The following is a 19638-nucleotide window of genomic DNA, read 5'->3' as shown; positions in this document are numbered from 1 at the left end:
GGGCACAGGGGCGGCGGCGGAGACACGGACGGGCACGCAGAGAGAGACGCAGGGCGAGACACGGAGGCGGTGCGGCGGGGTGTCCGTCGTACCGGGGTGATCACGGGGATCAGGCTGGGTGACGGGGTGCGGCTGGTGCTGGACACGGGCCGGACGCCGTCCGCGGAGGACGTTCAGGCGGTGCTGGCGGCGGCGGGTCCGCTGCTCGCGGTGCTCGAAGAGAGGGATTTGACATGAAGATCACTTCGCTGGAGCCCGCACGGTGCCTGCCGGTGCCGGACGCCGGGTTCGGCGCGCTGCTGACCGAGCGCGGCAACCTGCCGCTGGAGAGCGTGGACGTGGCCGCCGACATCTCGGGGCTCATCGCCGGGGTCGAGGTCACGCAGGGGTTCAGGAACCCGTTCGACGTCACGCTGGAGGCGACGTACGTCTTCCCGCTGCCGGATCGCGCGGCCGTGACCGGGTTCCGGATGGAGGCCGACGACCGGGTGATCGACGGCGTGCTGAAGGAGCGCGGCCAGGCCAGGGCGGACTACGATCAGGCGCTGCGCGAGGGCAGGCGGGCGGCGATCGCCGAAGAGGACCGGCCGGACGTGTTCACGATCAGGGTGGGCAACATCCTGCCCGGCGAGAGCGTCTCGGTCAGGCTGACCATGAGCCAGCCGCTGCCGTACGAGGACGGGGCGGCCACGTTCCGCTTCCCGCTGGTCGTGGCGCCGCGCTACATCCCCGGCACCCCCATCGACGGCCCGCCGGCCGGCGACGGCGCGGCGCCCGACACCGACGCGGTGCCCGACGCCTCCAGGATCAGCCCGCCCGTCCTGCTGCCCGGCTTCCCCAGCCCCGTACGCCTCTCGCTCGGCGCGAAGGTGGACGCCGCCGGGCTCGAACTGCGTGAGCTGGCCTCCAGCCTGCACGTGGTCGAGGAGGAAGGCCACACCGTACGCCTGCGGCCGGGCGAGCGGCTCGACCGCGACTTCATCCTGCGCCTGTCGTTCGAGGCGTCCACCTCCTTGCAACTCGTCAAGGGCGAAGGCGAGGGCCAAGACAAGGGCCAAGGCGAGGGGCAGGGCGAGGGGCAGGGCCAGGGCGACGGGGAAGGGACGTTCGCGCTCACCGTCGTGCCGCCGCCCCTCCAGGCCACGCGCCCGCCGCGCGACCTGGTCCTGCTGCTCGATCGCTCCGGCAGCATGGGCGGCTGGAAGATGGTGGCGGCGCGCAGGGCGGCCGCCCGGATCGTGGACACGCTGACGGCGCAGGACCGCTTCGCGGTGCTGACGTTCGACTCGGTGGTGGAGCAGGCGTTCGAGGGGCTCACCGAGGCGTCGGACCGCAACCGCTACCGCGCCGTCGAACACCTCTCCCGCGTCGACGCCCGCGGCGGCACCGAGCTGCTCGAACCGCTGCGCCAGGCCATCGCGCTCCTCGGCGCCCGCACCGAGCGCGAACGCGTCATCGTGCTGGTCACCGACGGCCAGGTGGGCAACGAGGACCAGATCCTGGAGCAGGCGGGCGGCCCGCTGTCGGCCATGCGCGTGCACACGGTCGGCATCGACCGGGCCGTGAACGCCGGGTTCCTCGGCCGGCTGGCCGGGCTGGGCGCGGGCCGGTGCGAGCTGGTCGAGTCGGAGGACCGCCTGGACGCCGCCATGGAGCAGATCCACCGCAGGATCGGCGCTCCCCTGGTCACCGACCTGTCGCTCAAGGGCCTGGACGTCGTGCCCGAGACGGTCACCCATCTCGGGTCGATCTTCCCGGGCGTGCCGCTGCGCGTGTACGGGCGCTACCGCGAGGGCTCCTCGCTCACCGTGCGCGGCCTGGCCTCCGGCGGCCCGTGGGAGGAGCAGGTCTCGGGCGTGACGGTGGACAACCCGGCCGTCCGCGCCGTCTGGGCCCGCGCCCACCTGCGGGAGCTGGAGGATCGCTACGCCATGGGCGAGCACGACCTGGAGCCGCGCATCGTGCGTACATCGCTGGAGCACGGCGTGCTGTGCCGCTTCACCGCGTACGTGGCGATCGACACCAGGCAGGTCGCGGAGGGCGGCCCCGAGCACCGCGTCATCCAGCCGGTCGAGCCGCCGAGCGGATGGGAGCCGCCTCGGATGCCGCCGATGGCGGGCGGCTTCATGGCCCAGGCCGCGGTGATGGCCGCGCCACCGCCGGGAGCGGGCTTCGGTCGGATCCAGCTGTCGGAGCCGGGCTTCGGCGGGGCCGCGGATCAGGGCTTCGTCGCAGGTGACGGCCCGGCGGTGGCCGGGGACGCCTTCGGGGCGCAGCCGCCCATGCCCGCTCCTGCTCCCAGCGTGCCGCCGAGGGGCCGGTTGCAGCGGCCGCGCGGCGGCGGACCGGCGGTGCCCGGGTCGCCGGGGTTCGCGCACGGGCCGCGGCCGGCGCACCGGCTGGAGTCGGTCAGGCCGCAGCTGGTGGCCGAGCTCGACCGGCTCAAGGCGATCGGGGTGCCGGACCTGCTGTACCTGGCCGATCTCGGGTCGCGGCTGTCGGCGCTGGCGGCCTACCTCGGGGGGAACGAGGAGCTCCAGGCGCTGGCCCGGGAGCTGGAGGCTGCCGAGCGGCCGGGCGCGGACGCCCAGGCGCTGCACGACCGCGCCGTCGAGGTCCTGACCTCGCTCATCGGCGGGTCCACGCCCGGCGGAGCCTCCCCCGGCGGGTCCACGCCTGGCGGTGGCGCGCCCGGTGGCAGTGCTCCCGGTGGCGGTGCTCCCGGTGCGGATGGGAAGGAGCGGCGCGGGCCGTTCTGGAAGCGCACCTGAGCCCGTACGCCCGGGCCTGAGCCCGTACACCCGGGCTTGACCCCGCCGTCCGCCTCGGGAAAGCGTGCCGATTTCACCGGCCGCTTCCCCGGGGCGGACGGTCACATGATGGGCGTCCACTCCTTCAGCAGCACGATCTCGTAGCCGTCCACCGCCGTGTACGGATCCTCCCGCAGGATCTCGCGCAGCTCGCTCTCCCCAGACACCTCGTACACGTGCAGCGCCCCGCTGTCGTCCGCCCAGGGCCCGGCGCTCACCAGCCGTCCCGCCTCCTTGAGCCGCCGCAGGTGCTCGCGATGCGCGGGCCGGGCCGCCAGCCGCCGGGGATCGCCGTCGAAGGCCAGTTGCAGTACGTATCTCGCCATGCCCGGAACGCTAGGGCGCCGCCGGGCCGGCGGTCGGCATCGCGGGGCACGCGGTTGGTGTATCACGGGATACATGACGTACACGCTGGCGGACCTGCCGATGTTCGCGGAGCTCGGCGAAGAGCGGATGCGGGGGACGGCGGCGGCGGCGCGGTGGCGGCGCTACCCGGCGGGGCAGGTGCTGTGCACGGAAGGGGATCCGGCCGAGCACCTGATCGTGCTGCTCGACGGGCGGGTGAAGGCCGGGCGGGTGAGCGCGGAGGGCCGGGAGGTGGTGCTCGCCGTCGAGGCCGCGCCGGTCGCGTTCGACAAGACGGCGCTGCTCGTGGACGGCGCCCATCGGGCCACGCGCACGGCCCTGACGCCGGTCGAGGTGGCCTGGCTGCCGCGCGCGGTCGTGCTGGAGCTCGTCGCCGCCGAGCCGTCGGTGGCGGCGCGGCTCCTGCGTACGCTGGCCACGACCGTGCGAGAGCTCGACGAGCGGCTCATCGACGCGTCGGTGCGCGACGTCCCCTCGCGCGTGGCCACCTGGCTGCTACGGCGCTGCGCCGGGGGCCCGTCGCCGGCCCACGGGTCACCTCATGGGCCGCTGCCCGTGCCGCTGCCCGTGCCGCTGCCCGTGCCGCTGCACGGGGGCCAGGCGGGCCTCGGGGCCGAGATCGGCGCGACCAGGGTGAGCGTGAACCGGGCCCTGCGCATGTTCGAGCGCCGGGGGCTGGTCGAGATCGGCAGCGGCGAGGTGACCGTGCTGGACCGGCCCGCACTCGCCCGGCTGGCCGCCGTCACACCCCGCTGACCCCCCGCCCGGCCGCCCTCGGCCATTCGCGATCGTGCTCGCCGACGGCGCAGGAGATCGGGAGCGAATATGAACAGCCGTCTATTCGAGCCGGTGGCGCTGTTCTATCGTTCCTGAGCATGGCGACCTCTCGCGCCCCGCTCCGCTTCGCCGAGGCGGTGTCCGCCACCGTCGCGGAGAGCGCGAGATCCGGCTTCTTCTTCGACTTCGACGGCACGATCGCGCCGATCATGCGCGATCCCGGCGCGGTGTTCCCCGTGCCCGGCGCGGTGGAGCGGCTGCAGGAGCTGGCGCGGCTGGTGGACCGGGTCGCGGTCGTCTCCGCCCGCCCGGCCGCGTTCCTGTCCGACCGCTTCTCCGCCGCGCCGCACGTGCGCCTGTTCGGCCTGTACGGCATGCAGACCGTCATCGACGGCCGGGTCCGTACGGACGCCGAGGCCGAGCCCTGGACCCCGGTCATGCGCCGGCTGGCCGCCGAGGCCGCCAGCGAGCTGCCCGGGGAGGTCCTGGTGGAGGACAAGGCGCTGCTGGTGGCGCTGCACTACCGCGCGGTCCCCTCGCTGCGTGGCGCGGTGGAGCGGTGGTGCTCGCACAAGGCGGCCGAGCTGGGCCTGCGTGAGCAGTACGGCCGCATGGTCGTCGAGCTGCGGCCCCCAGTGGAGCTCGACAAGGGCACGGTCGTGCTCCGTGAGAGCGAGACGCTGACCCGCGCCTGGTATTTCGGCGACGACCTGTCCGACGGCCGGGCGTTCGACGCGTTGCGCGGCAGGGAGGCGCGCGATCCCGCGTTCATGGGCGTGCGGGTCGCGGTGGCCAACGGCGAGACGGGCGACGAGCTGGCCCGCCTGGCCGACTTCACCGTGGACCGCCCCGAGGACACGCCGACCCTGCTCGACCAGGTGATCAGCGCGTTCCCCGGCCGGCGGGCGGCCTCTCACCCCGGCTGAGTGCATACCCTGGCTGCGTGACTGCACTTGTGCTGGACGGGGGACTGTCCACCCAGCTCGAACGGCTCGGCGCCGACCTCGGCGACGAGCTCTGGTCGGCGCGGCTGCTGCTGGAGGAGCCGGAGCTGATCCGGCGGGCGCACGCCGACTTCTTCGCCGCCGGCGCCGACGTCGCCACGACGGCCAGCTACCAGGCCTCGATCCCGGGTTTCCTGCGCCGGGGCCTCGGCGCGGCGGGGGCCGAGCGGCTGATCAGGCTGTCGGTGGAGCTGGCCGGGCAGGCGCGCGACGAGGCCGGCCGCGGGCTGGTGGCGGCCTCGGTCGGCCCGTACGGCGCCTACCTGGCCAACGGCGCCGAGTACACCGGCGACTACGACCTCGACGAGGACGGCCTGTTCGGCTGGCACCTGCCGCGCTGGGAGATCCTCGCCTCGGCCGGGGCCGACCTGATGGCCTGCGAGACGATCCCGTCCTATCCGGAGGCGCGGGCGCTGGCCCGGCTGCTCACCCGCACGCCCGGCGTCAAGGCGTGGGTGAGCTTCTCCTGCAAGGACGGCGAGCGGCTCAACGACGGCACGCCGATCCGCGAGGCGGCCGCCCTGTTCGGCGGGAATCCGCAGGTGGTGGCCGTCGGCGCGAACTGCACCGCGCCGCGCCACATCCCGGGTCTCATCTCGTGCCTGTCCGGCGGACTGCCCGTGGTGGTCTATCCGAACTCGGGCGAGACCTGGGACGCCGCCGGCCGCCGCTGGCTGGGCCTGGCCGACCCGGTGGAGTACGGCCAGGCCGCCAAGGAGTGGCAGCAGGCCGGGGCCTCGCTGATCGGAGGCTGCTGCCGGACGACTCCCGAGCACATCAGGCAGATTCGCGCGCACCTGTCCTGAGCGACCGGGGAAGCAGGAGGGCTCCGGCCAGTACCACGGCCGCCACGACCCGGTAGCCGGCGGCCATGCCGTGCGTGGCCGCCACGGTCCCCATGACGGCGACCCCGACCGCGCTGCCCAGCTCCCGGGTGGCGCTGTTGAGCCCGGACCCGAGGCCGGACCGCTCGCGCGGCAGCGCGGCCATGATCTCGTGCGACAGCACGGGCAGGCACAGCCCCATCGCCGCGCCCATCACCAGGAGCCCCACCGCGTAGACCGGGTACGGCATGGCGGCGTCCGCGAACGACAGCAGCGTCAGCCCCGCCACGATGCCCACCAGCCCGGCCTGGACGGCGGGACGCGAGGCGAAGCGGGCCGACCTCCGCGACACGACGATCATCGGGATCGTGAGCGGCACGATGGCCACCCCGGTGAGCAGCGGCGAGAAGCCCTTGACGTCCTGCAGATAGCGGGCGTTGACGAAGAACATCGCGAACAGCCCGAAGAACGTCACCGCCACCCCCAGCGTCCCCGCCCGCAGCCGCGCCGCCTTGAACAGCCGGGGGTCCAGCAGCGGGGCCTGGGCGCGGAGCTGGTGGGTGACGAAGATCGCGAAGAGCACCGCCGCCGCGCCGAACGAGCCCAGCACCAGCCCGCTCCCCCATCCGGCCTCAGGTCCTTCGATGATCCCGGCGAGCAGCGCCACGGACGCGGCCGTGAGCAGCGCCGTGCCCGGCAGGTCCAGGGTCGCGGGATGGCGCTCCGCGCGCGGCACCAGCAGGGCGACGAGCACGGCGAGCACGGCGGCCAGCAGCACCGGCACGCCGAACAGGGCCCGCCACGGCAGATACTGCATGACCAGGCCGCCGCCCAGGTTGCCGAGCACGCCCGCGGCCCCGGTGGCGGCGGTCCAGGCCGCGACGGCCTGGCCGCGCTCCCCCGGCGGGTACGCGCCGACGGTCACGGCCAGCGAGGCCGGCATCACCATGGCGGCTCCCGCGCCGCTCACGGCCCTGGCCGCGATCAGGGTGCCGACGTCCGGCGCGAGCGCCGCCGCCAGGCAACCGGCCGCGAACACGGCCAGCCCGGTCAGCAGCACCCCCTTCCTGCCGAAGCGGTCGCCCGCCGCGCCCGCGGGGACGAGCAGGCAGGCGAAGACGATGACGTACGCGTCCACGATCCACAGGATCTGCGCCTGCGTCGGACGCAGGTCGCTCGCGGCGAGCGTGGGGATGGCGAGGTTGACGGCGGCGACCAGGGCGACCGCGAGGATCACGGACGACGCCATGACGGCCATGATCCGCCGCTTGGCGGGATGTCCGGTCTCCAGGATGGTTTCGGGCATACGAGAACCCCCGTCGGGTCTGGGTTGGGTGAAGGTGACGAGCGGAGGCCTCCCGCGCCTTCACCGTAGACTCGACGGTGACCTAACCTCAAATGCATCTTTGGCAGGAAATATATGCATCAGACGCAACCCAGCCTGGACCTGCTGATCGCGCTGGACGCCCTGCTGGAGGAGGCCAGCGTCTCCGCCGCGGCGCGCCGGCTGAGCCTGTCCGAGCCCGCCATGAGCCGCACCCTGGGCCGCATCCGCAAGGCGATGGGCGATCCGGTCCTGGTGCGCTCGGGGCGGCACATGGTGCCGACTCCGCGGGCGCTGGCGGTGCAGGCGGAGGTGCGCGCGCTGGTGGAGGCGGCCAGGAAGGTGTTCACGCCGCCGGGGGCGCTGGACCCGGCCACGCTGACGCGCCGTTTCGCGATCCTGGCCTCGGACGCGGTGATCACCGCGGTGAGCCTCCCGCTGCTGACCGAGGCGGCGAGGTCCGCGCCGGGGGTGTCGTTCTCGTTCATCCCCGAAGGTCCGGCGGACACGCACGCGCTGCGCGACGGGAGCGTCGACCTGGAGGTGACGGTGATCACGGACCCGGCGCCGGAGACCCGGGTCGAGCCGCTGGCGACCGATCGGGCGGTCGGCGTCGTACGCCCCGGGCACCCGCTGCTCGGCGAGCCGGTGACGGCCGCGCGGCTGGCGGCGTACGAGCACGTCATCGCCACGCGCAGGGGGCGGATCGCGGGGCCGGTCGACGAGGCCCTGGCCGGCATGGGGCTCTCGCGCAGGGTGGCGGGGACCGTGCCGACGTTCGGGGCCGCGCTGCTGGCGGTGCGGCAGTCCGATCTGGTCGGAATGACGCCCGAACGCCTCACGGCGACGATGGTCGAGGCGCTGGGGCTGGTGACGTTCCCGATCCCGTTCGAGCTGCCGGAGATGACGCTGTCGCAGGCGTGGCACCCGCGGAACGACGCGGACCCCGCGCATTCCTGGCTGCGGGAGCAGGTGCGCGGGGTCCTCGGAGACCGGGGCCGGCGCCGGAGTCCCGGGCGCCGGTGAGCGGCCGCGGCGTCAGGCGGTCGCCGGGGCGATGCTGCGGCGGCGGCCGAACACGCTGTCGAGCGCCAGCGCGCCGCCGCCGGTGAAGCCGACGGCCAGGCTGGCCGCGGCCAGCGCCAGGACGAACTCGTAGCCGCCGTCGCCGCTGAGGCCGTTCGTGCCGTGCACGAACACGATCGCGCCGATCATGTCGAGGGCCAGCAGCGTGCCGGCGATCGGCAGCGCCGCGCCCAGGATCAGCGCCAGCCCGCCCACCACCTCCAGCACGGCCACGGCCGGTGCGGCCACGCCGGCCAGCGGGATGCCGGCGGACTCGAAGAACTTGGTCGTGCCCGCGATGCCCATGGTCGCGAACTTCTGGTAGCCGTGCACGACGAAGATCACGCCGATGGCGATCCTCGCGAGCAGCAGTACAACGGGACGCGCCTGATCCGCCATGCGGCCTCCTTGACAGTCGTCGAAACGAATATCCACTCTAGCCTGAAAGTTCAAATTCGAACAACAACCGCGCGGCGGGTCAGAACCCCCGATCTGGACGGCCCTGAGCGGCGCCTAAACTGAGGCGGTGACGGACCCCCGATGGCTAGACGCGACCGAGATGGCGGCCTGGCGCGCCTTCCTGTCCACCTCCCACCTGCTTGAGCGCCGCATCGAGGAGCAGCTGAAGGCCGCGGCCGGGCTGACGCACCCGCAGTACGAGATCCTGGTCCGGCTCGCCGACGCCCCCGATCACCAGATGCGGATGACGGAGCTGGCCAGAGGCGTCGTGGTGTCGAAGAGCGCGCTGACCTACCAGATCACCCAGCTCGAGAAGGCCGGCCTGGTGGCGCGGGCCACCTGCCCCTCCGACGAGCGCGGCGTGCTGGCGGTGCTCACCGAGGAGGGGATCCGCTGCCTGCGGCGGGTGGCGCCCGGCCACGTGGAGGTCGTGCGCGCCTACCTGATCGACCGGCTCAGCCGCGAGGAGCTGCACGCGATGACCACGGCCATGAACAAGACCGAAGAGGCCTTACGGTCGTCCGTGTGAACGCGGGCTAGTGCTTGGCCGCGGCGGCGCGGGCCGCGCGCTCCATCTCCACCTTGGCACTGGCGGCGTACTTGTCGACGTATTCCTGGCCCGACAGCTCCATCAGCGCGTACATGATCTCGTCGGTCACCGCCCGCAGCACCAGCCGGTCGTCCTCCATCCCGTAGTAGCGGGAGAAGTCGAGCGGCTTGCCGAACCTGACGCCCGGCCGGATCCCGAGCTTGGGCAGCGGCCGGCCCGGCGGCATCATCTCGTAGGTGTCGACCATGGCCCACGGGATGACCGGCACCCGCGACTCCAGCGCCAGCCGCGCCACGCCGGTCTTGCCTTTGTAGAGGCGGCCGTCGGGCGAACGGGTGCCCTCGGGATAGATGCCCAGGATGTGGCCCTCGCGCAGGATGCGCAGCCCCGTGCGCAGCGCCGCCTCGCTGGCCTTGCCGCCCGAGCGGTCGATCGGCACGGTGCCGACGCCGCTGAAGAACAGCCGGGTGAAGAAGCCCTTGATGCCGCTGCCGGTGAAGTAGTCGGCCTTGCCCAGGGAGATGACCTTGCGCCGGATCTGGAGCGGGCCGAAGAAGTGGTCGGCGAACGACAGGTGATTGCCCGCCAGGATCGCCGGCCCCTCCCGGGGCACGTTGTCCGCACCTTCGGTCCACGGCCTGAAGACGAGGTGGAGGAACGGCCCCAAGATGGCCTTGACCACCCAGTAGAACACCCTGGCACCTCTTCTCCAGCGCTTTGGTCGACGGGCAGAGTCATCTTCCCATCTCGTACGCCATGCTCCTACATCAGCTCTCGCACAAACACCCCAGAACGTGCGACGATCGGGCCGTTCCGGAGGAAATTGCCGGAATGAAACAGCATGAAGGAGCTGTTATGCCGCTCATGCCAGGCGCGGAGCCCTATCACCACGACGCAGGTCAGGTCGGCGTGTTGCTCTGCCACGGATTCACCGGGACGCCGCAGTCGTTACGGCCATGGGGCGAGTTCCTGGCCGGTCACGGGGTCAGCGTTTCGCTGCCACGCCAGCCGGGGCACGGCACCCGCTGGCAGGAGATGAACAGGACACGCTGGGAAGACTGGTACGCCGAGGTGGAGAAGGCGTTCGCGGACCTCCAGGGGCGCTGCGCCGAGGTGTTCGTGGCGGGCCTGTCGCTGGGCGGCTGCCTGGCGCTGCGGCTGGCCGAGGTGCACGGCGCGGCCATCACGGGCGTCATGGTGGTCAACCCGTCGATCGCCAGCGACGTGCCGCTGATGAAGCTGGCCCCGCTGCTCAAATGGTTCGTGCCGTCGGTGCCTGGCGTCGCCAACGACGTCAAGAAGCCCGGCGTGACCGAGCTGGCCTATGCCCGCACCCCGGTGAAGGCGGCCGCGTCGCTGCCCGGCCTGTGGTCGCTGGTGCAGGCCGACCTGGCGAAAGTGACACAGCCGCTGCTGGTCTTCCACAGCACGGAGGACCACGTGGTGAAGCCGACCAGCGTGGCGATCATACGTGAGAAGGTCCCGCAGGCCACGATCGAGGAGCTTACCGATAGCTACCATGTTGCGACGCTGGACAACGATGCCGACAGGATCTTTGCCGGGAGCCTCGACTTCATCCAGACACATGCCTCGGTACCCTTGCAGAGGGACTGATCGCACCCAGGGGGAAGTCGCGATCGCTGCGGAGAGGCCCATCTAGGTGACGCGCCAGAGTGACGAGGACGAGGTCTGGCGGCAGATCGTCGCGTCCTTCAACGACACAGCCGAGCGCGACTCGGCCGATCAGCCATGGCCGGACAGCGAGAACGTACCCGCCGAGCCCACCCGCCGGGTGGTCAAGCCGTCGGAGGATCCCGGTGATCCGATGGCGCGCGACGGCGACCTGCTCGACGCGGCCCCGCACGAGGACGGCTCGCCGGACGGCTCGCGAGACGACGGGGACGAGGACGAGGACGAAGGCCACTTCGAGCCGCCCCCGCCGCCGCCGCTGCCCAAACTGGACCTGCCGACCAAGCTGGCCTGGGTGGCGCTGTTCGGCGGCCCCACCTACCTGCTGGTCGCCGCCATGGCGAGCTGGCACATGGAGGGGTGGGCGCTGTTCACCGCGGTGGCGGCGTTCATCGGCGGCTTCGTCGCGCTGGTGGTGCGCATGGGCGACGACCGGCCCAACGACTCGGGCTGGGACGACGGCGCGGTGCTCTGACCAGCGAGCCCAAGGGCGGCTCCGAGCGGCCCTGAACGGCCCCTGAACGGCCCTGTACGGCCCTGGACGGCGCTGTGCCGGGTCAGGACTTCGCGGTGGTGGACTTGGGCGCGAACGACTCCACCACGTCGGTGTAGCGGTCGGCCGTGTCGACCGCGTGCCCGACCGCCCAGACCGTGCTCTTGCCGGCGAGGTAGGTCACCGCCTGGAGACGTACGCTGCTCCTGCCCTCGTTGGCGCGCCCGCGGATCGTCTCGCACGAGCTCTTCTCGCAGCGCACCATGAACGGCTCCGCCGGCCGCGACGGGTCATAGCCCGCCATCCAGTAGCGGCCCTTGCCGTCGCCCGTCACCCCGTAGAGCCTGGCGCCGGCATCGGGCAGCCGCTGCTCGCGCCACCGCTTGCCGTTCCAGGTCAGCACGAGCGGCGAGATGTCGCCGGGGCCCCGGTAGACGCCGCCGACGGCCACCGCCCGCTTGGAGTTGTCGACCTGCACGTCACGCAGGTAGCCGCCGGGAATCGACGGGAGCGGCATGGACTTCCAGGACCCGCCCGAATTGTGGACGATCAGCGGCTTGTCGCCGGTGTCGCCGACGGCGAACCCGCCGGCCACCGCGTAGAGCGCGCCTTCCTCCTTGGTCTCCTGCGTGGTCCAGGAGTTGCCCTGGCCGGTGAGGATGAGCCCGTTGTCCTCGCGGCTGCCGACCGCCACGACCCGCCCGGACTTGGCGTCGACGCCGCCGAGCCAGTCTCCGGCCCGCAGCCCCTGCGGCCTGACCCGGTCGAACCCCGCCACATCGCCGTGGGCGAGGTACGGCAGCCCGTCGTGCCCGTCGCCGACCGCCCACACGTCGGAGGCGCCGGCGGCGGCCAGCCCGCGCAGGTTGCCCGCGGCGGTCGCGTCACGGACGGGCACCTCGGCCCAGCCGGCGCCGTTCCAGTGGCGGATGGTCCCGCGGTTCTTCCAGACGTCCCAGATCTCCTGCTGGCCCACGGCCCACACGTCGCTCGACGACAGGGCGAGCACGTCGAACAGTGAGCCGTCTGGCTGGAGCCGCACGCTGGTCGACTGCTGCCACGCCTCTATCGTGCCGGGGCGGGGATCGGCATGCGCGGCGGGCGTGACCTGAGACCAGGCCACGGACGTCGCCAAGATCAAGGAGAGCGCACGCCGCTGAGAGCGACGGGTCATGAGCAAATGCTACGGGCTGGAGGGGTCCGCTTGCCCGTTAGAGCCCAAGTCGCAACTCGGCGACGACCGGCAGGTGGTCGGAAGCGGCGCTCAGATCGGCGCTCGTGACCTCCGCTCCACCGCAGGAGACGACGCGTGTCTCGCGCGCGGCGAACACCCCGTCGATGCGCGCCGAAGGGCTCTTCGCGGGGAACGTCAGGCCGTCGCCCTCGGGCGCCGCCGCGTGGCAGTCGGCCAGCCGCCCGGCGAGGTAGCGCCAGGCGGGCTGGTGCGGCCGCTCGTTGATGTCGCCGCCGAGCACGATCGCCGCGCCGTAGCGGGCGGCCACGCCCTCCATGAGCGCCACCGCCTCTGCCGCGTGGTGCACCCTGGCCGGGCCGTTGAGGTCGAGGTGCAGCGACCCGACGGCCAGCCGCACGCCCTCGGCGGCGAGCACGGCGATCGCCAGCCCGCGCCGCTCCAGCCCGAGGAAGACGCGCAGCGCGTGGCTCTCGGCGTGCAGCACGCTGACGCGCGGCCCGGCGAGCACCGCCACGCCGCCCAGCCGGGCGGGCGTGGCGACCCGCAGCCCCGCCGCGGCGGCCAGCGCCTCGCGCCCGGCCCGCCGGCGGCCGAGCCTGGGCGCCTCCTGGACGCACAGCACGTCGGCGCGCAGGGCGGCGACGACCCTGGCCAGCGCGGGGACGCTGTCGCGCATCCCGTGAACGTTGTAGGTGGCGACCCTGATCGTCACGAAGCGCGGCTCTAGCGCTGCCTGGCCAGGTCGGCGGCGCCCACCACGCCGGCGGAGGCGCCGAGCTCGGCCAGCTTGATCTCGGCCAGCGGGCGGTGCCCGTGGCCGGTGAGCCGCTCGGCGAAGACCGCGCGGGCCCGGTCGATGAACAGGTCGGCGGCGCGGGAAACGCCGCCGCCGACGATGAAGCAGCCCGGGTCGAGGGTGGCGGCGAGGTCGGCCATGCCCTGGCCGAGCCAGTCGGCCAGGCTCGCGAACGCGGCCAGCGACGCGTCGTCGCCCAGCCGCGCGGCCTCGGTGACCTCCTCGCCCTCGATCTTGCCCCCGGCGAGCCCGAGCAGGATCTCAGCCCGCTCCGGCTGTGCCTCGGCGATCTCCCTGGCGTCCTTGACGAGGGCCTGGCCGCTGGCGTACTGCTCCCAGCAGCCGATGTTGCCGCAGCCGCAGAGCCGTCCTTCGGGCAGCACCTGCATGTGGCCGAGCTCGGCGCCCATGCCCCACCGGCCGCGGTAGAGGGAGCCGTCGAAGACCAGGCCGCCGCCGATGCCGGTGCCGAGCGTCAGGCAGACCACGTGGGACTGGCCTCTGCCCGCGCCGAACCTGGTCTCGCCCCACGCCATGGCGTTGGCGTCGTTCTCGATCACGACCGGCAGGCCGACGAGCCCGCTGATCTTCTTCTGCAGCGGCTCCTCGCGCCAGGCGAGGTTGGGCGCGAAGCGCACCATCGACCGGGTCTCGTCGACGAACCCGGCCGCGCCGACGCCGACGGCCTCGATCTCCCGGCCCGCGGACAGCTCGCGAACGACGTCGGCCACCGTCTCGGCCACCACGTCTGGGCGGTCGGCGGCGGTGGGCCGCAGCGTGTGTTCGACGATCTCGCCGTTGTCGCCGACCACACCCGCGGCGACCTTGGTCCCGCCGATGTCGACACCGATCGTGAGCATGCCCCGTGTCTCCTATCCCAGATCTATGTGTTCCACATTGTCACGGCGGTCCCGATCGTCCCCACCGTCCCCGCGGTCGCGGCCGTCGCCGGGCCTGCGGGGGGCGGGCCTGCTCAGCGCGTCGAACGCCCCGCGGACCGCGGCGAACAGCTCGCCGCCCGCGGCCACCAGGTGCCCGGTCACGTCGGAGCCCGACTCGCGCTGCGCCGCGATCGCCCGGCAGACCGGGCAGGCGCGGCAGATGTACTCGTCGTGGGACTCGGACACGGCCTCCTCCCACACATCGCGCTCCCTCCTGCCGCTGCCGCCGGTGAAGGAATTGAACACCGTCCTGCCCACCTGGCGCGTGGCCCGCCCCTGGATCGAGTCGAACAGCTTGCGCGCCTCGTCGGCGACGGTACCGATCGGATCCCTGTCGTTGCTCTCGGTCATCTGGCCCTCCCTGCGTATGGGTCGCTCATCCATTCAACTCATCTGGTTGCGGATTCGCTCCCCGAGCTGAACCGTAGTGCAGAATCAACCGCTCACGGCTCACCGCCGGGCGCGGCGAAAACCACCCGGAGCACGCCGTCACGCAGCGCCGCGCCGCTGATCCTCCTGCGGGCCAGCGCCGCGGGCAGCGCCAGGATCCTCCGGTACGGCCCGGCCGTGACGATCAGCTCGTCACCCTTGCGGGCCAGGTCGATGTCGTCGCGGTCGGCGCCGGGCAGGGTCAGCGTCAGCTCGTCGGCGCTCATCCGCAGCGGCGGCTCCACGGCGTGGGGCGCGAACGGGTCGGCCTGGCCGTACATGGACTCCCCCACCTCGGCCAGCGCGTCCTTGCCGACGGGCTCGGCGGGCAGGTAGGGGACGACGTGGATGGGCAGGGGCGCGAACGACTGCTCGGCCTCGGCCAGCAGCCGCGACTGGGCCGCCACCCACTGGGCGCGCCACTCGTCGGCGCCCTCCGAAGGGAAGACGCGGTTGGCGATGACGGCGTCGACGCGGTAGCCGTACAGGTTGAGTGAGGTGAGGGTGCGCCTGGCCTCGGCGAGCACCACGGACTCCGGCGTGAGCACGAGCCGCACGGAGGCGTGGTCGCCGGTGAGCAGCTCGCGCACCTCCATCAGGCCGCGGTGGAAGCGCTCGGCCGCGTTCATGACGTCCTCGCCGGGCGCGCTGACGTGGGCGACCCCGCGCACGAACGGCGAGACGAGCTTGACGATCTTGCGGCCGATCGGCATGAGCCTGGTGACGTGCCAGTCGAGCGCCTCGGGCAGGGCCAGCAGCCGCAGCGTCTCGGCGGTCGGGGCGCAGTCGACGACGATCACGTCCCAGCGGCCCTCCCTGGCGTGCTCGCGCAGCTCCAGCAGGGCGATGACCTCCTCCGCGCCGGGCAGCACGGTGATCTCCTCGGAGGTGATCTCGTCGAGGCCCAGGTCGGACAGCACGCCCCTGGCGTAGTCCTGCAGCTCGCCCCAGTGGCGCTCCAGCGTCTTCTGGGTGTCGACCTGGCGCAGGTGCAGCCCGGGCGCGACCTCTCCAGGCTCGACGGCCAGCGCGTCGGCCAGCGAGTGGGCGGTGTCGGTCGAGACGATGAGCGTCTTGAGCCCGCGGGCGGCGGCGAGCGTGGCGGTCGCGGCGGCGGCCGTGGTCTTGCCGACGCCGCCCTTGCCGGTGAAGAGCAGGACCCTCGGGCTCAACTCAGCGGCCTTCGACGCGTTTCTTGAGCCCCTTGAGCGCGGTGTCCACGATCACCTTCTCCGCCTTGCGCTTGATCATGCCGATCATGGGGACCATGAGGTCGACCGTCAGCTCGTACGTCACGTCGGTGCCACTGCCCGTCTCGGCGAGCCGGTAACTCCCCCTGAGGTCGGAGACCATCTTCCCGGGCTCGACCACCTGCCAGCTGACCCCGTCGTCGCCCAGCCAGGTGTAGCCGAGGGTGTAGGTGTCGCTGATCATCCCGGCGTCCAGGACGAACCGCACCGTGTGGGGCCTGCCGTCGGCGTCCGTGCTCAGGACCTCGGCGCTCTTCACCTGACCGGCCCAGTCCGGATAGGAGGGGAAGTCCGAGATGACCGCCATGACCTCGGCGCGACCGGCGCCGATGGAGGTGCTCGAAGTGGTGCGATCAGCCATACGACCACCGTAGTGCAGAATGAGCGGCTTGCGGCGGACCGCCGGACGTGACCCGGTGCCGGTCGAGGTCACCATTCGAGGACGTAAGGGGTGCCCCGTCCGCGGAAGTGCCCGACGTTCACGCATTCGGTGCGCCCGATGCGGGTGCGCGCGTAGAGCGGGTTGTGCACGTGGCCGAACAGGGCATAGCGCGGCTGGGTGCGCCTGATCGCCTCCAGCGTGGCCGCGCTGCCCCGCTCGAACCGCCTGGCGACCACGTCGTAGAGCAGCTCGGGCACGTCCGGCGGGATGTGGCAGCACAGCACGTCGACCTCGCCGACCGCCTCGACCTTGGCGGCGAACTCCTCGTCGCCGATCTCGTGCGGGGTGCGGTAGGGGGTCTTGAGCCCGCCGCCGACGAACCCGAAGCGCAGGCCGCCGATCTCCGCCACCTGCCCGTCGAGCACCTGGTGGCCGGGTCTGACGTAGTCGGCCCACAGGCGCGGGAGGTCGACGTTGCCGTAGGTGAGATAGGCGGGCGCCGGCATGGCGGCGAAGAGGGCGGCGTACTGGGCGCGGACGTTGCGCTCGATGTGCTCGCGCGGGTCGCCGTCGAGCGTGGCCCAGAGCCGCGCGGACATGACCCTGGCCTCGTCGAACCGCTTGGCGGTGCGCAGGCCGATGAACTCGGCCGCCTTCTCCGCGCCGAACAGGTCGGCGAAGATGCCCTGCGTGTAGTCGTCGTAGTCGACGAAGAGGATCAGGTCGCCCAGGCAGATCAGCGCGTCCGCGCCGTCGCCGGCCCTGGCCAGCGCGTCGGCCCTGCCGTGTACGTCGCTCACCACATGGACCCTCATGGAGTGCAATCCTAGACACCCGCGCACCGCCGGACACGGGCGGGCGCACGCGTCGTACCAGGCGATCGACGCTGCTAGCGTGATGAATGCCCTTCATAACGCCTCAATGACGAAGCTACCGGCGCGTAACTTAAGACGGTAACGTCCAGGCGGTCCCCGAAGAGGAGTTGATTCGTGCGCGAGTACAGCGTCCCCGTGCTGGTCGATGTGCCTGCCTCGGCGAGTTTGCCCGACACCGTGTTCCGGCGTGCCGAGCAGGAGCCCGGCGCGGTGGTCATGCGCCGCAAGGCGGACGGCGGCTGGCCCGTCGTCACCGCGGCCGAGTTCCGCGACCAGGTGGTCGAGGTGGCCAAGGGGCTGATCGCGGCGGGCGTGGAGCACGGCGACAGAGTCGCCCTCATGTCTCGCACCCGCTACGAGTGGACGCTGGTCGACTACGCCATCTGGTCCGTCGGCGCGGTCACCGTGCCGATCTACGAGACGTCGTCGGCCGAGCAGGTCAGGTGGATCCTGTCCGACAGCGAGGCCAAGGCCGCGTTCGTCGAGCTGGACGCGCACGAGGAGACCGTCCGCGAGGCGGCGCCCGGGCTGAAGTCGCTCTGGCGGGTGGACGGCACGCTGGAGACCGCGGACGTCACCGACGCCGACGTGACCGAGCGCAGGAAGCGGGTCGTCGCCGCCGACCTGGCCACGGTCGTCTACACCTCGGGCACCACGGGCCGGCCCAAGGGCTGCCGGATCACCCATGACAACCTGCTGTTCACCGCGCTCAACGTGCTGCGGGGGCCGCTGGAGCCGCTGTTCGGCCGTAAGGACCCGGCGGCGCTGCTGTTCCTGCCGCTGGCGCACATCTTCGCGCGGATGATCCAGGTGGTGCTCATCGAGGCGGGCGCGATCATGGCGCACACCCCCAACATGAAGAACGTCGCCCCCGACCTCCAGGACTTCAAGCCCACGTTCCTGCTGGGCGTGCCGCGCGTGTTCGAGAAGGTCTACAACGGTGCCGAGCAGAAGGCCATCGCGGGCGGCAAGGGCAAGATCTTCGCCCGCGCGGCGGACGTGGCGGTGGCCTGGAGCAAGGCCGAGAGCTCGGGCGGCGCGCCGCTGGGCCTGCGGCTGCAGCGGGCGGTGTTCGACAAGCTGGTCTACGCCAAGCTGCGCGCCGCCACGGGCGGCCGGCTCTCGGCGGCGGTGTGCGGCGGATCCGCGCTGGGCGACCGGCTCGGCAACTTCTTCAAGGGCGTCGGCATCGAGGTCTTCGAGGGCTACGGCCTGACCGAGACCTCCGCGCCGTGCTCGGTCAACATGCCGGGCGCCAACAAGATCGGCACCGTCGGCAAGCCGCTGCCCGGCGTCACCCTGCGCATCAGCGACGACGGCGAGATCCTGGCCAAGGGCAGGAACGTCTTCGACGGCTACTGGAAGAACGACGCGGCCACGGCCGAGGCGATCGACTCCGACGGCTGGTACCACACGGGCGACATCGGCGAGCTCGACTCCGACGGCTACCTGCGCATCACCGGGCGCAAGAAGGAGATCCTGGTGACCGCGGCGGGCAAGAACGTCGCTCCCGGGCCGCTGGAGGACGCGCTGCGGGCGCATCCGCTGGTCTCCCAGGCAATGATCGTCGGCGACGGGCGGCCCTTCGTCGCCGCCCTGATCACCCTCGACCCGGAGGCCCTGCCGGCCGGCGCCACCGTGGCGGAGCTGCGGGCGGACCCGAAGGTGCAGGCGGAGATCCAGGGGGCGGTGGACCGCGCCAACCTGACGGTGTCGAAGGCCGAGCAGATCAAGAAGTTCACGATCATGGACGCGGACATCACCGAGGAGAGCGGGCACCTCACGCCCACGCTCAAGGTCAAGCGCAACCTGGTGATGCGCGACTTCGCCCAGGAGATCGACGACCTCTACGGCGGCCACTGACACCAGCGGGGGCTGATGGCCACGGGGGACTGGACGCGTCCGCTACGTCAGGGGACGCGCCCGCCGCGTCGGGGGAACGCGCCTGTCGCGTCGGGGGACACACCCGTCGCGTCGGGGGCGCGTCCGGAGGGTCAGGCGGCGCCGACGAGCTCGCCCGAGCGCTCGGTGGCGGCCAGGATCGCCGCGAGCGTCTGCCTCGTGGCCTGGAGCTCGGCGAGCTGCTCGTCCAGGCCGGTGAGCCGGCCCCGCAGGTGGCCGAGCACGCAGGGGTCGAGCACCTCGCCCGATCCCGCCGCGCACGGCAGCACGTCCCTGATCACCCTCGTGGGCAGCCCGGCGGCGAGCAGCGTGCGGATGCGCCGCACCACGACGGGAGCGTCCTCGGCGTAGCGGCGGTGACCACCGTCCGCGCGGTACGAGGTCAGCAGCCCCTGCTCCTCGTAGTAACGCAGCAGCCGCGGGCTGACGCCGGTCTCCCGGGACAGCGCTCCGATCTTCATGTGACGCTCCTCACACCTGCTTGCATCTCACATTGATGTCAGTTCC

Annotated in this window: 22 protein-coding genes; 10 read left to right on the top strand and 12 right to left on the bottom strand. The window is 72.5% G+C overall.

What is annotated here, in order from left to right; all coding sequences use genetic code 11:
• The coding region (locus tag ETD85_RS64820; protein WP_206058664.1) for a hypothetical protein at window positions 1-237 on the top strand (237 nt) is incomplete at its 5' end.
• Window positions 234-2771, top strand: coding sequence for a VIT domain-containing protein (locus ETD85_RS66930; RefSeq protein ID WP_138692891.1), 2538 nt, complete (start codon window positions 234-236; stop codon window positions 2769-2771). The genes ETD85_RS64820 and ETD85_RS66930, both read left to right, overlap by 4 nt.
• 101 nt (window positions 2772-2872) lie before the next feature.
• Here ETD85_RS66930 and ETD85_RS28625 read toward each other — a convergent pair whose 3' ends face one another.
• Complete coding sequence (locus ETD85_RS28625; RefSeq protein ID WP_138692890.1) at window positions 2873-3136, bottom strand: YciI family protein; 264 nt, start codon at window positions 3134-3136, stop codon at window positions 2873-2875.
• 73 nt (window positions 3137-3209) lie between these two features.
• On the opposite strand from ETD85_RS28625, the gene ETD85_RS28620 reads away from it, so the two are divergent.
• From ETD85_RS28620 to mmuM, 3 genes are all read left to right on the top strand, one after another.
• Entirely contained in the window at window positions 3210-3932 is a 723-nt protein-coding gene (locus ETD85_RS28620) for a Crp/Fnr family transcriptional regulator (protein ID WP_170246885.1), read from the top strand.
• Between the two features lie 119 nt (window positions 3933-4051).
• Window positions 4052-4879 carry a trehalose-phosphatase gene (otsB, locus tag ETD85_RS28615; RefSeq protein ID WP_138692888.1) on the top strand — a complete coding sequence of 276 codons (828 nt, stop codon included), beginning with the start codon at window positions 4052-4054 and terminating at the stop codon, window positions 4877-4879.
• Window positions 4880-4896: 17 nt separating this feature from the next.
• Complete coding sequence (gene mmuM, locus ETD85_RS28610; RefSeq protein ID WP_138692887.1) at window positions 4897-5763, top strand: homocysteine S-methyltransferase; 867 nt, start codon at window positions 4897-4899, stop codon at window positions 5761-5763.
• Here mmuM and ETD85_RS28605 read toward each other — a convergent pair.
• On the bottom strand, window positions 5735-7087 hold the full coding sequence (locus tag ETD85_RS28605; RefSeq protein ID WP_138692886.1) for an MFS transporter: 1353 nt from the start codon (window positions 7085-7087) through the stop codon (window positions 5735-5737). The genes mmuM and ETD85_RS28605 overlap by 29 nt on opposite strands.
• A gap of 114 nt (window positions 7088-7201) precedes the next feature.
• Here ETD85_RS28605 and ETD85_RS28600 point away from each other — a divergent pair, with 114 nt between their 5' ends.
• Window positions 7202-8131, top strand: a complete 930-nt coding sequence (locus ETD85_RS28600; RefSeq protein WP_138692885.1) for a LysR family transcriptional regulator — start codon at window positions 7202-7204, stop codon at window positions 8129-8131.
• 12 nt (window positions 8132-8143) lie between these two features.
• On the opposite strand, the gene ETD85_RS28595 is transcribed toward ETD85_RS28600, so the two are convergent.
• Window positions 8144-8569: a DoxX family protein gene (locus ETD85_RS28595; protein ID WP_138692884.1), complete on the bottom strand. Its 426-nt coding sequence runs from the start codon at window positions 8567-8569 to the stop codon at window positions 8144-8146.
• 127 nt (window positions 8570-8696) lie between these two features.
• Here ETD85_RS28595 and ETD85_RS28590 point away from each other — a divergent pair, with 127 nt between their 5' ends.
• Window positions 8697-9158, top strand: coding sequence for a MarR family winged helix-turn-helix transcriptional regulator (locus tag ETD85_RS28590; RefSeq protein WP_138692883.1), 462 nt, complete (start codon window positions 8697-8699; stop codon window positions 9156-9158).
• Between the two features lie 7 nt (window positions 9159-9165).
• Here ETD85_RS28590 and ETD85_RS28585 read toward each other — a convergent pair whose 3' ends face one another.
• Window positions 9166-9873 carry a lysophospholipid acyltransferase family protein gene (locus ETD85_RS28585; protein ID WP_138692882.1) on the bottom strand — a complete coding sequence of 236 codons (708 nt, stop codon included), beginning with the start codon at window positions 9871-9873 and terminating at the stop codon, window positions 9166-9168.
• A 161-nt stretch (window positions 9874-10034) separates the two neighbouring features.
• On the opposite strand from ETD85_RS28585, the gene ETD85_RS28580 reads away from it, so the two are divergent.
• Complete coding sequence (locus tag ETD85_RS28580) at window positions 10035-10793, top strand: alpha/beta hydrolase (protein WP_138692881.1); 759 nt, start codon at window positions 10035-10037, stop codon at window positions 10791-10793.
• Between the two features lie 46 nt (window positions 10794-10839).
• Window positions 10840-11343 (top strand): hypothetical protein, encoded by a 504-nt coding sequence (locus ETD85_RS28575; RefSeq protein WP_138692880.1) that lies wholly within the window; start codon window positions 10840-10842, stop codon window positions 11341-11343.
• Between the two features lie 82 nt (window positions 11344-11425).
• Here the strand turns inward: ETD85_RS28575 and ETD85_RS28570 are convergent, their stop codons facing one another.
• The 7 genes from ETD85_RS28570 to ETD85_RS28540 form a co-directional block, all read right to left on the bottom strand.
• Entirely contained in the window at window positions 11426-12535 is a 1110-nt protein-coding gene (locus tag ETD85_RS28570; RefSeq protein ID WP_240779486.1) for a hypothetical protein, read from the bottom strand.
• A gap of 37 nt (window positions 12536-12572) precedes the next feature.
• Window positions 12573-13268 (bottom strand): endonuclease/exonuclease/phosphatase family protein, encoded by a 696-nt coding sequence (locus ETD85_RS28565; protein ID WP_138692879.1) that lies wholly within the window; start codon window positions 13266-13268, stop codon window positions 12573-12575.
• Between the two features lie 11 nt (window positions 13269-13279).
• Entirely contained in the window at window positions 13280-14212 is a 933-nt protein-coding gene (locus ETD85_RS28560; RefSeq protein ID WP_138692878.1) for an ROK family glucokinase, read from the bottom strand.
• A 12-nt stretch (window positions 14213-14224) separates the two neighbouring features.
• A complete protein-coding gene (locus ETD85_RS28555; protein WP_138692877.1) occupies window positions 14225-14644 on the bottom strand; it encodes a DUF5304 family protein in 420 nt (139 codons plus the stop codon).
• 92 nt (window positions 14645-14736) lie between these two features.
• Complete coding sequence (locus ETD85_RS28550) at window positions 14737-15894, bottom strand: ArsA family ATPase (RefSeq protein WP_138692876.1); 1158 nt, start codon at window positions 15892-15894, stop codon at window positions 14737-14739.
• A 1-nt stretch (window position 15895) separates the two neighbouring features.
• On the bottom strand, window positions 15896-16333 hold the full coding sequence (locus tag ETD85_RS28545; protein ID WP_138692875.1) for an SRPBCC family protein: 438 nt from the start codon (window positions 16331-16333) through the stop codon (window positions 15896-15898).
• A 68-nt stretch (window positions 16334-16401) separates the two neighbouring features.
• Window positions 16402-17169 carry a metallophosphoesterase family protein gene (locus ETD85_RS28540; RefSeq protein WP_138692874.1) on the bottom strand — a complete coding sequence of 256 codons (768 nt, stop codon included), beginning with the start codon at window positions 17167-17169 and terminating at the stop codon, window positions 16402-16404.
• A gap of 174 nt (window positions 17170-17343) precedes the next feature.
• On the opposite strand from ETD85_RS28540, the gene ETD85_RS28535 reads away from it, so the two are divergent.
• A complete protein-coding gene (locus tag ETD85_RS28535; protein WP_138692873.1) occupies window positions 17344-19092 on the top strand; it encodes an AMP-dependent synthetase/ligase in 1749 nt (582 codons plus the stop codon).
• Between the two features lie 131 nt (window positions 19093-19223).
• Here the strand turns inward: ETD85_RS28535 and ETD85_RS28530 are convergent, their stop codons facing one another.
• Window positions 19224-19592, bottom strand: coding sequence for a MerR family transcriptional regulator (locus ETD85_RS28530; RefSeq protein ID WP_138692872.1), 369 nt, complete (start codon window positions 19590-19592; stop codon window positions 19224-19226).
• Window positions 19593-19638: the final 46 nt, after the last annotated feature.

Source organism: Nonomuraea zeae, assembly GCF_005889725.1.
Taxonomy (GTDB): Bacteria; Actinomycetota; Actinomycetes; order Streptosporangiales; family Streptosporangiaceae; genus Nonomuraea; species Nonomuraea zeae.
Note: the sequence above shows the minus strand (reverse complement) of the source record. Positions and strands in the feature narration are given on the sequence as shown.

Coding starts and splice junctions, on each gene's coding strand:
- ETD85_RS28600 (WP_138692885.1), top strand. CDS start 7,202: ATGCATCAGACGCAACCCAGCCTGGACCTGCTGATCGCGCTGGACGCC.
- ETD85_RS66930 (WP_138692891.1), top strand. CDS start 234: ATGAAGATCACTTCGCTGGAGCCCGCACGGTGCCTGCCGGTGCCGGAC.
- otsB (WP_138692888.1), top strand. CDS start 4,052: ATGGCGACCTCTCGCGCCCCGCTCCGCTTCGCCGAGGCGGTGTCCGCC.
- ETD85_RS28545 (WP_138692875.1), bottom strand. CDS start 16,333: ATGGCTGATCGCACCACTTCGAGCACCTCCATCGGCGCCGGTCGCGCC.
- ETD85_RS28580 (WP_138692881.1), top strand. CDS start 10,035: ATGCCGCTCATGCCAGGCGCGGAGCCCTATCACCACGACGCAGGTCAG.
- ETD85_RS28560 (WP_138692878.1), bottom strand. CDS start 14,212: ATGCTCACGATCGGTGTCGACATCGGCGGGACCAAGGTCGCCGCGGGT.
- ETD85_RS28595 (WP_138692884.1), bottom strand. CDS start 8,569: ATGGCGGATCAGGCGCGTCCCGTTGTACTGCTGCTCGCGAGGATCGCC.
- ETD85_RS28540 (WP_138692874.1), bottom strand. CDS start 17,169: ATGAGGGTCCATGTGGTGAGCGACGTACACGGCAGGGCCGACGCGCTG.
- ETD85_RS28530 (WP_138692872.1), bottom strand. CDS start 19,592: ATGAAGATCGGAGCGCTGTCCCGGGAGACCGGCGTCAGCCCGCGGCTG.
- ETD85_RS28555 (WP_138692877.1), bottom strand. CDS start 14,644: ATGACCGAGAGCAACGACAGGGATCCGATCGGTACCGTCGCCGACGAG.
- ETD85_RS28570 (WP_240779486.1), bottom strand. CDS start 12,535: ATGACCCGTCGCTCTCAGCGGCGTGCGCTCTCCTTGATCTTGGCGACG.
- ETD85_RS28605 (WP_138692886.1), bottom strand. CDS start 7,087: ATGCCCGAAACCATCCTGGAGACCGGACATCCCGCCAAGCGGCGGATC.
- ETD85_RS28625 (WP_138692890.1), bottom strand. CDS start 3,136: ATGGCGAGATACGTACTGCAACTGGCCTTCGACGGCGATCCCCGGCGG.
- ETD85_RS28620 (WP_170246885.1), top strand. CDS start 3,210: ATGACGTACACGCTGGCGGACCTGCCGATGTTCGCGGAGCTCGGCGAA.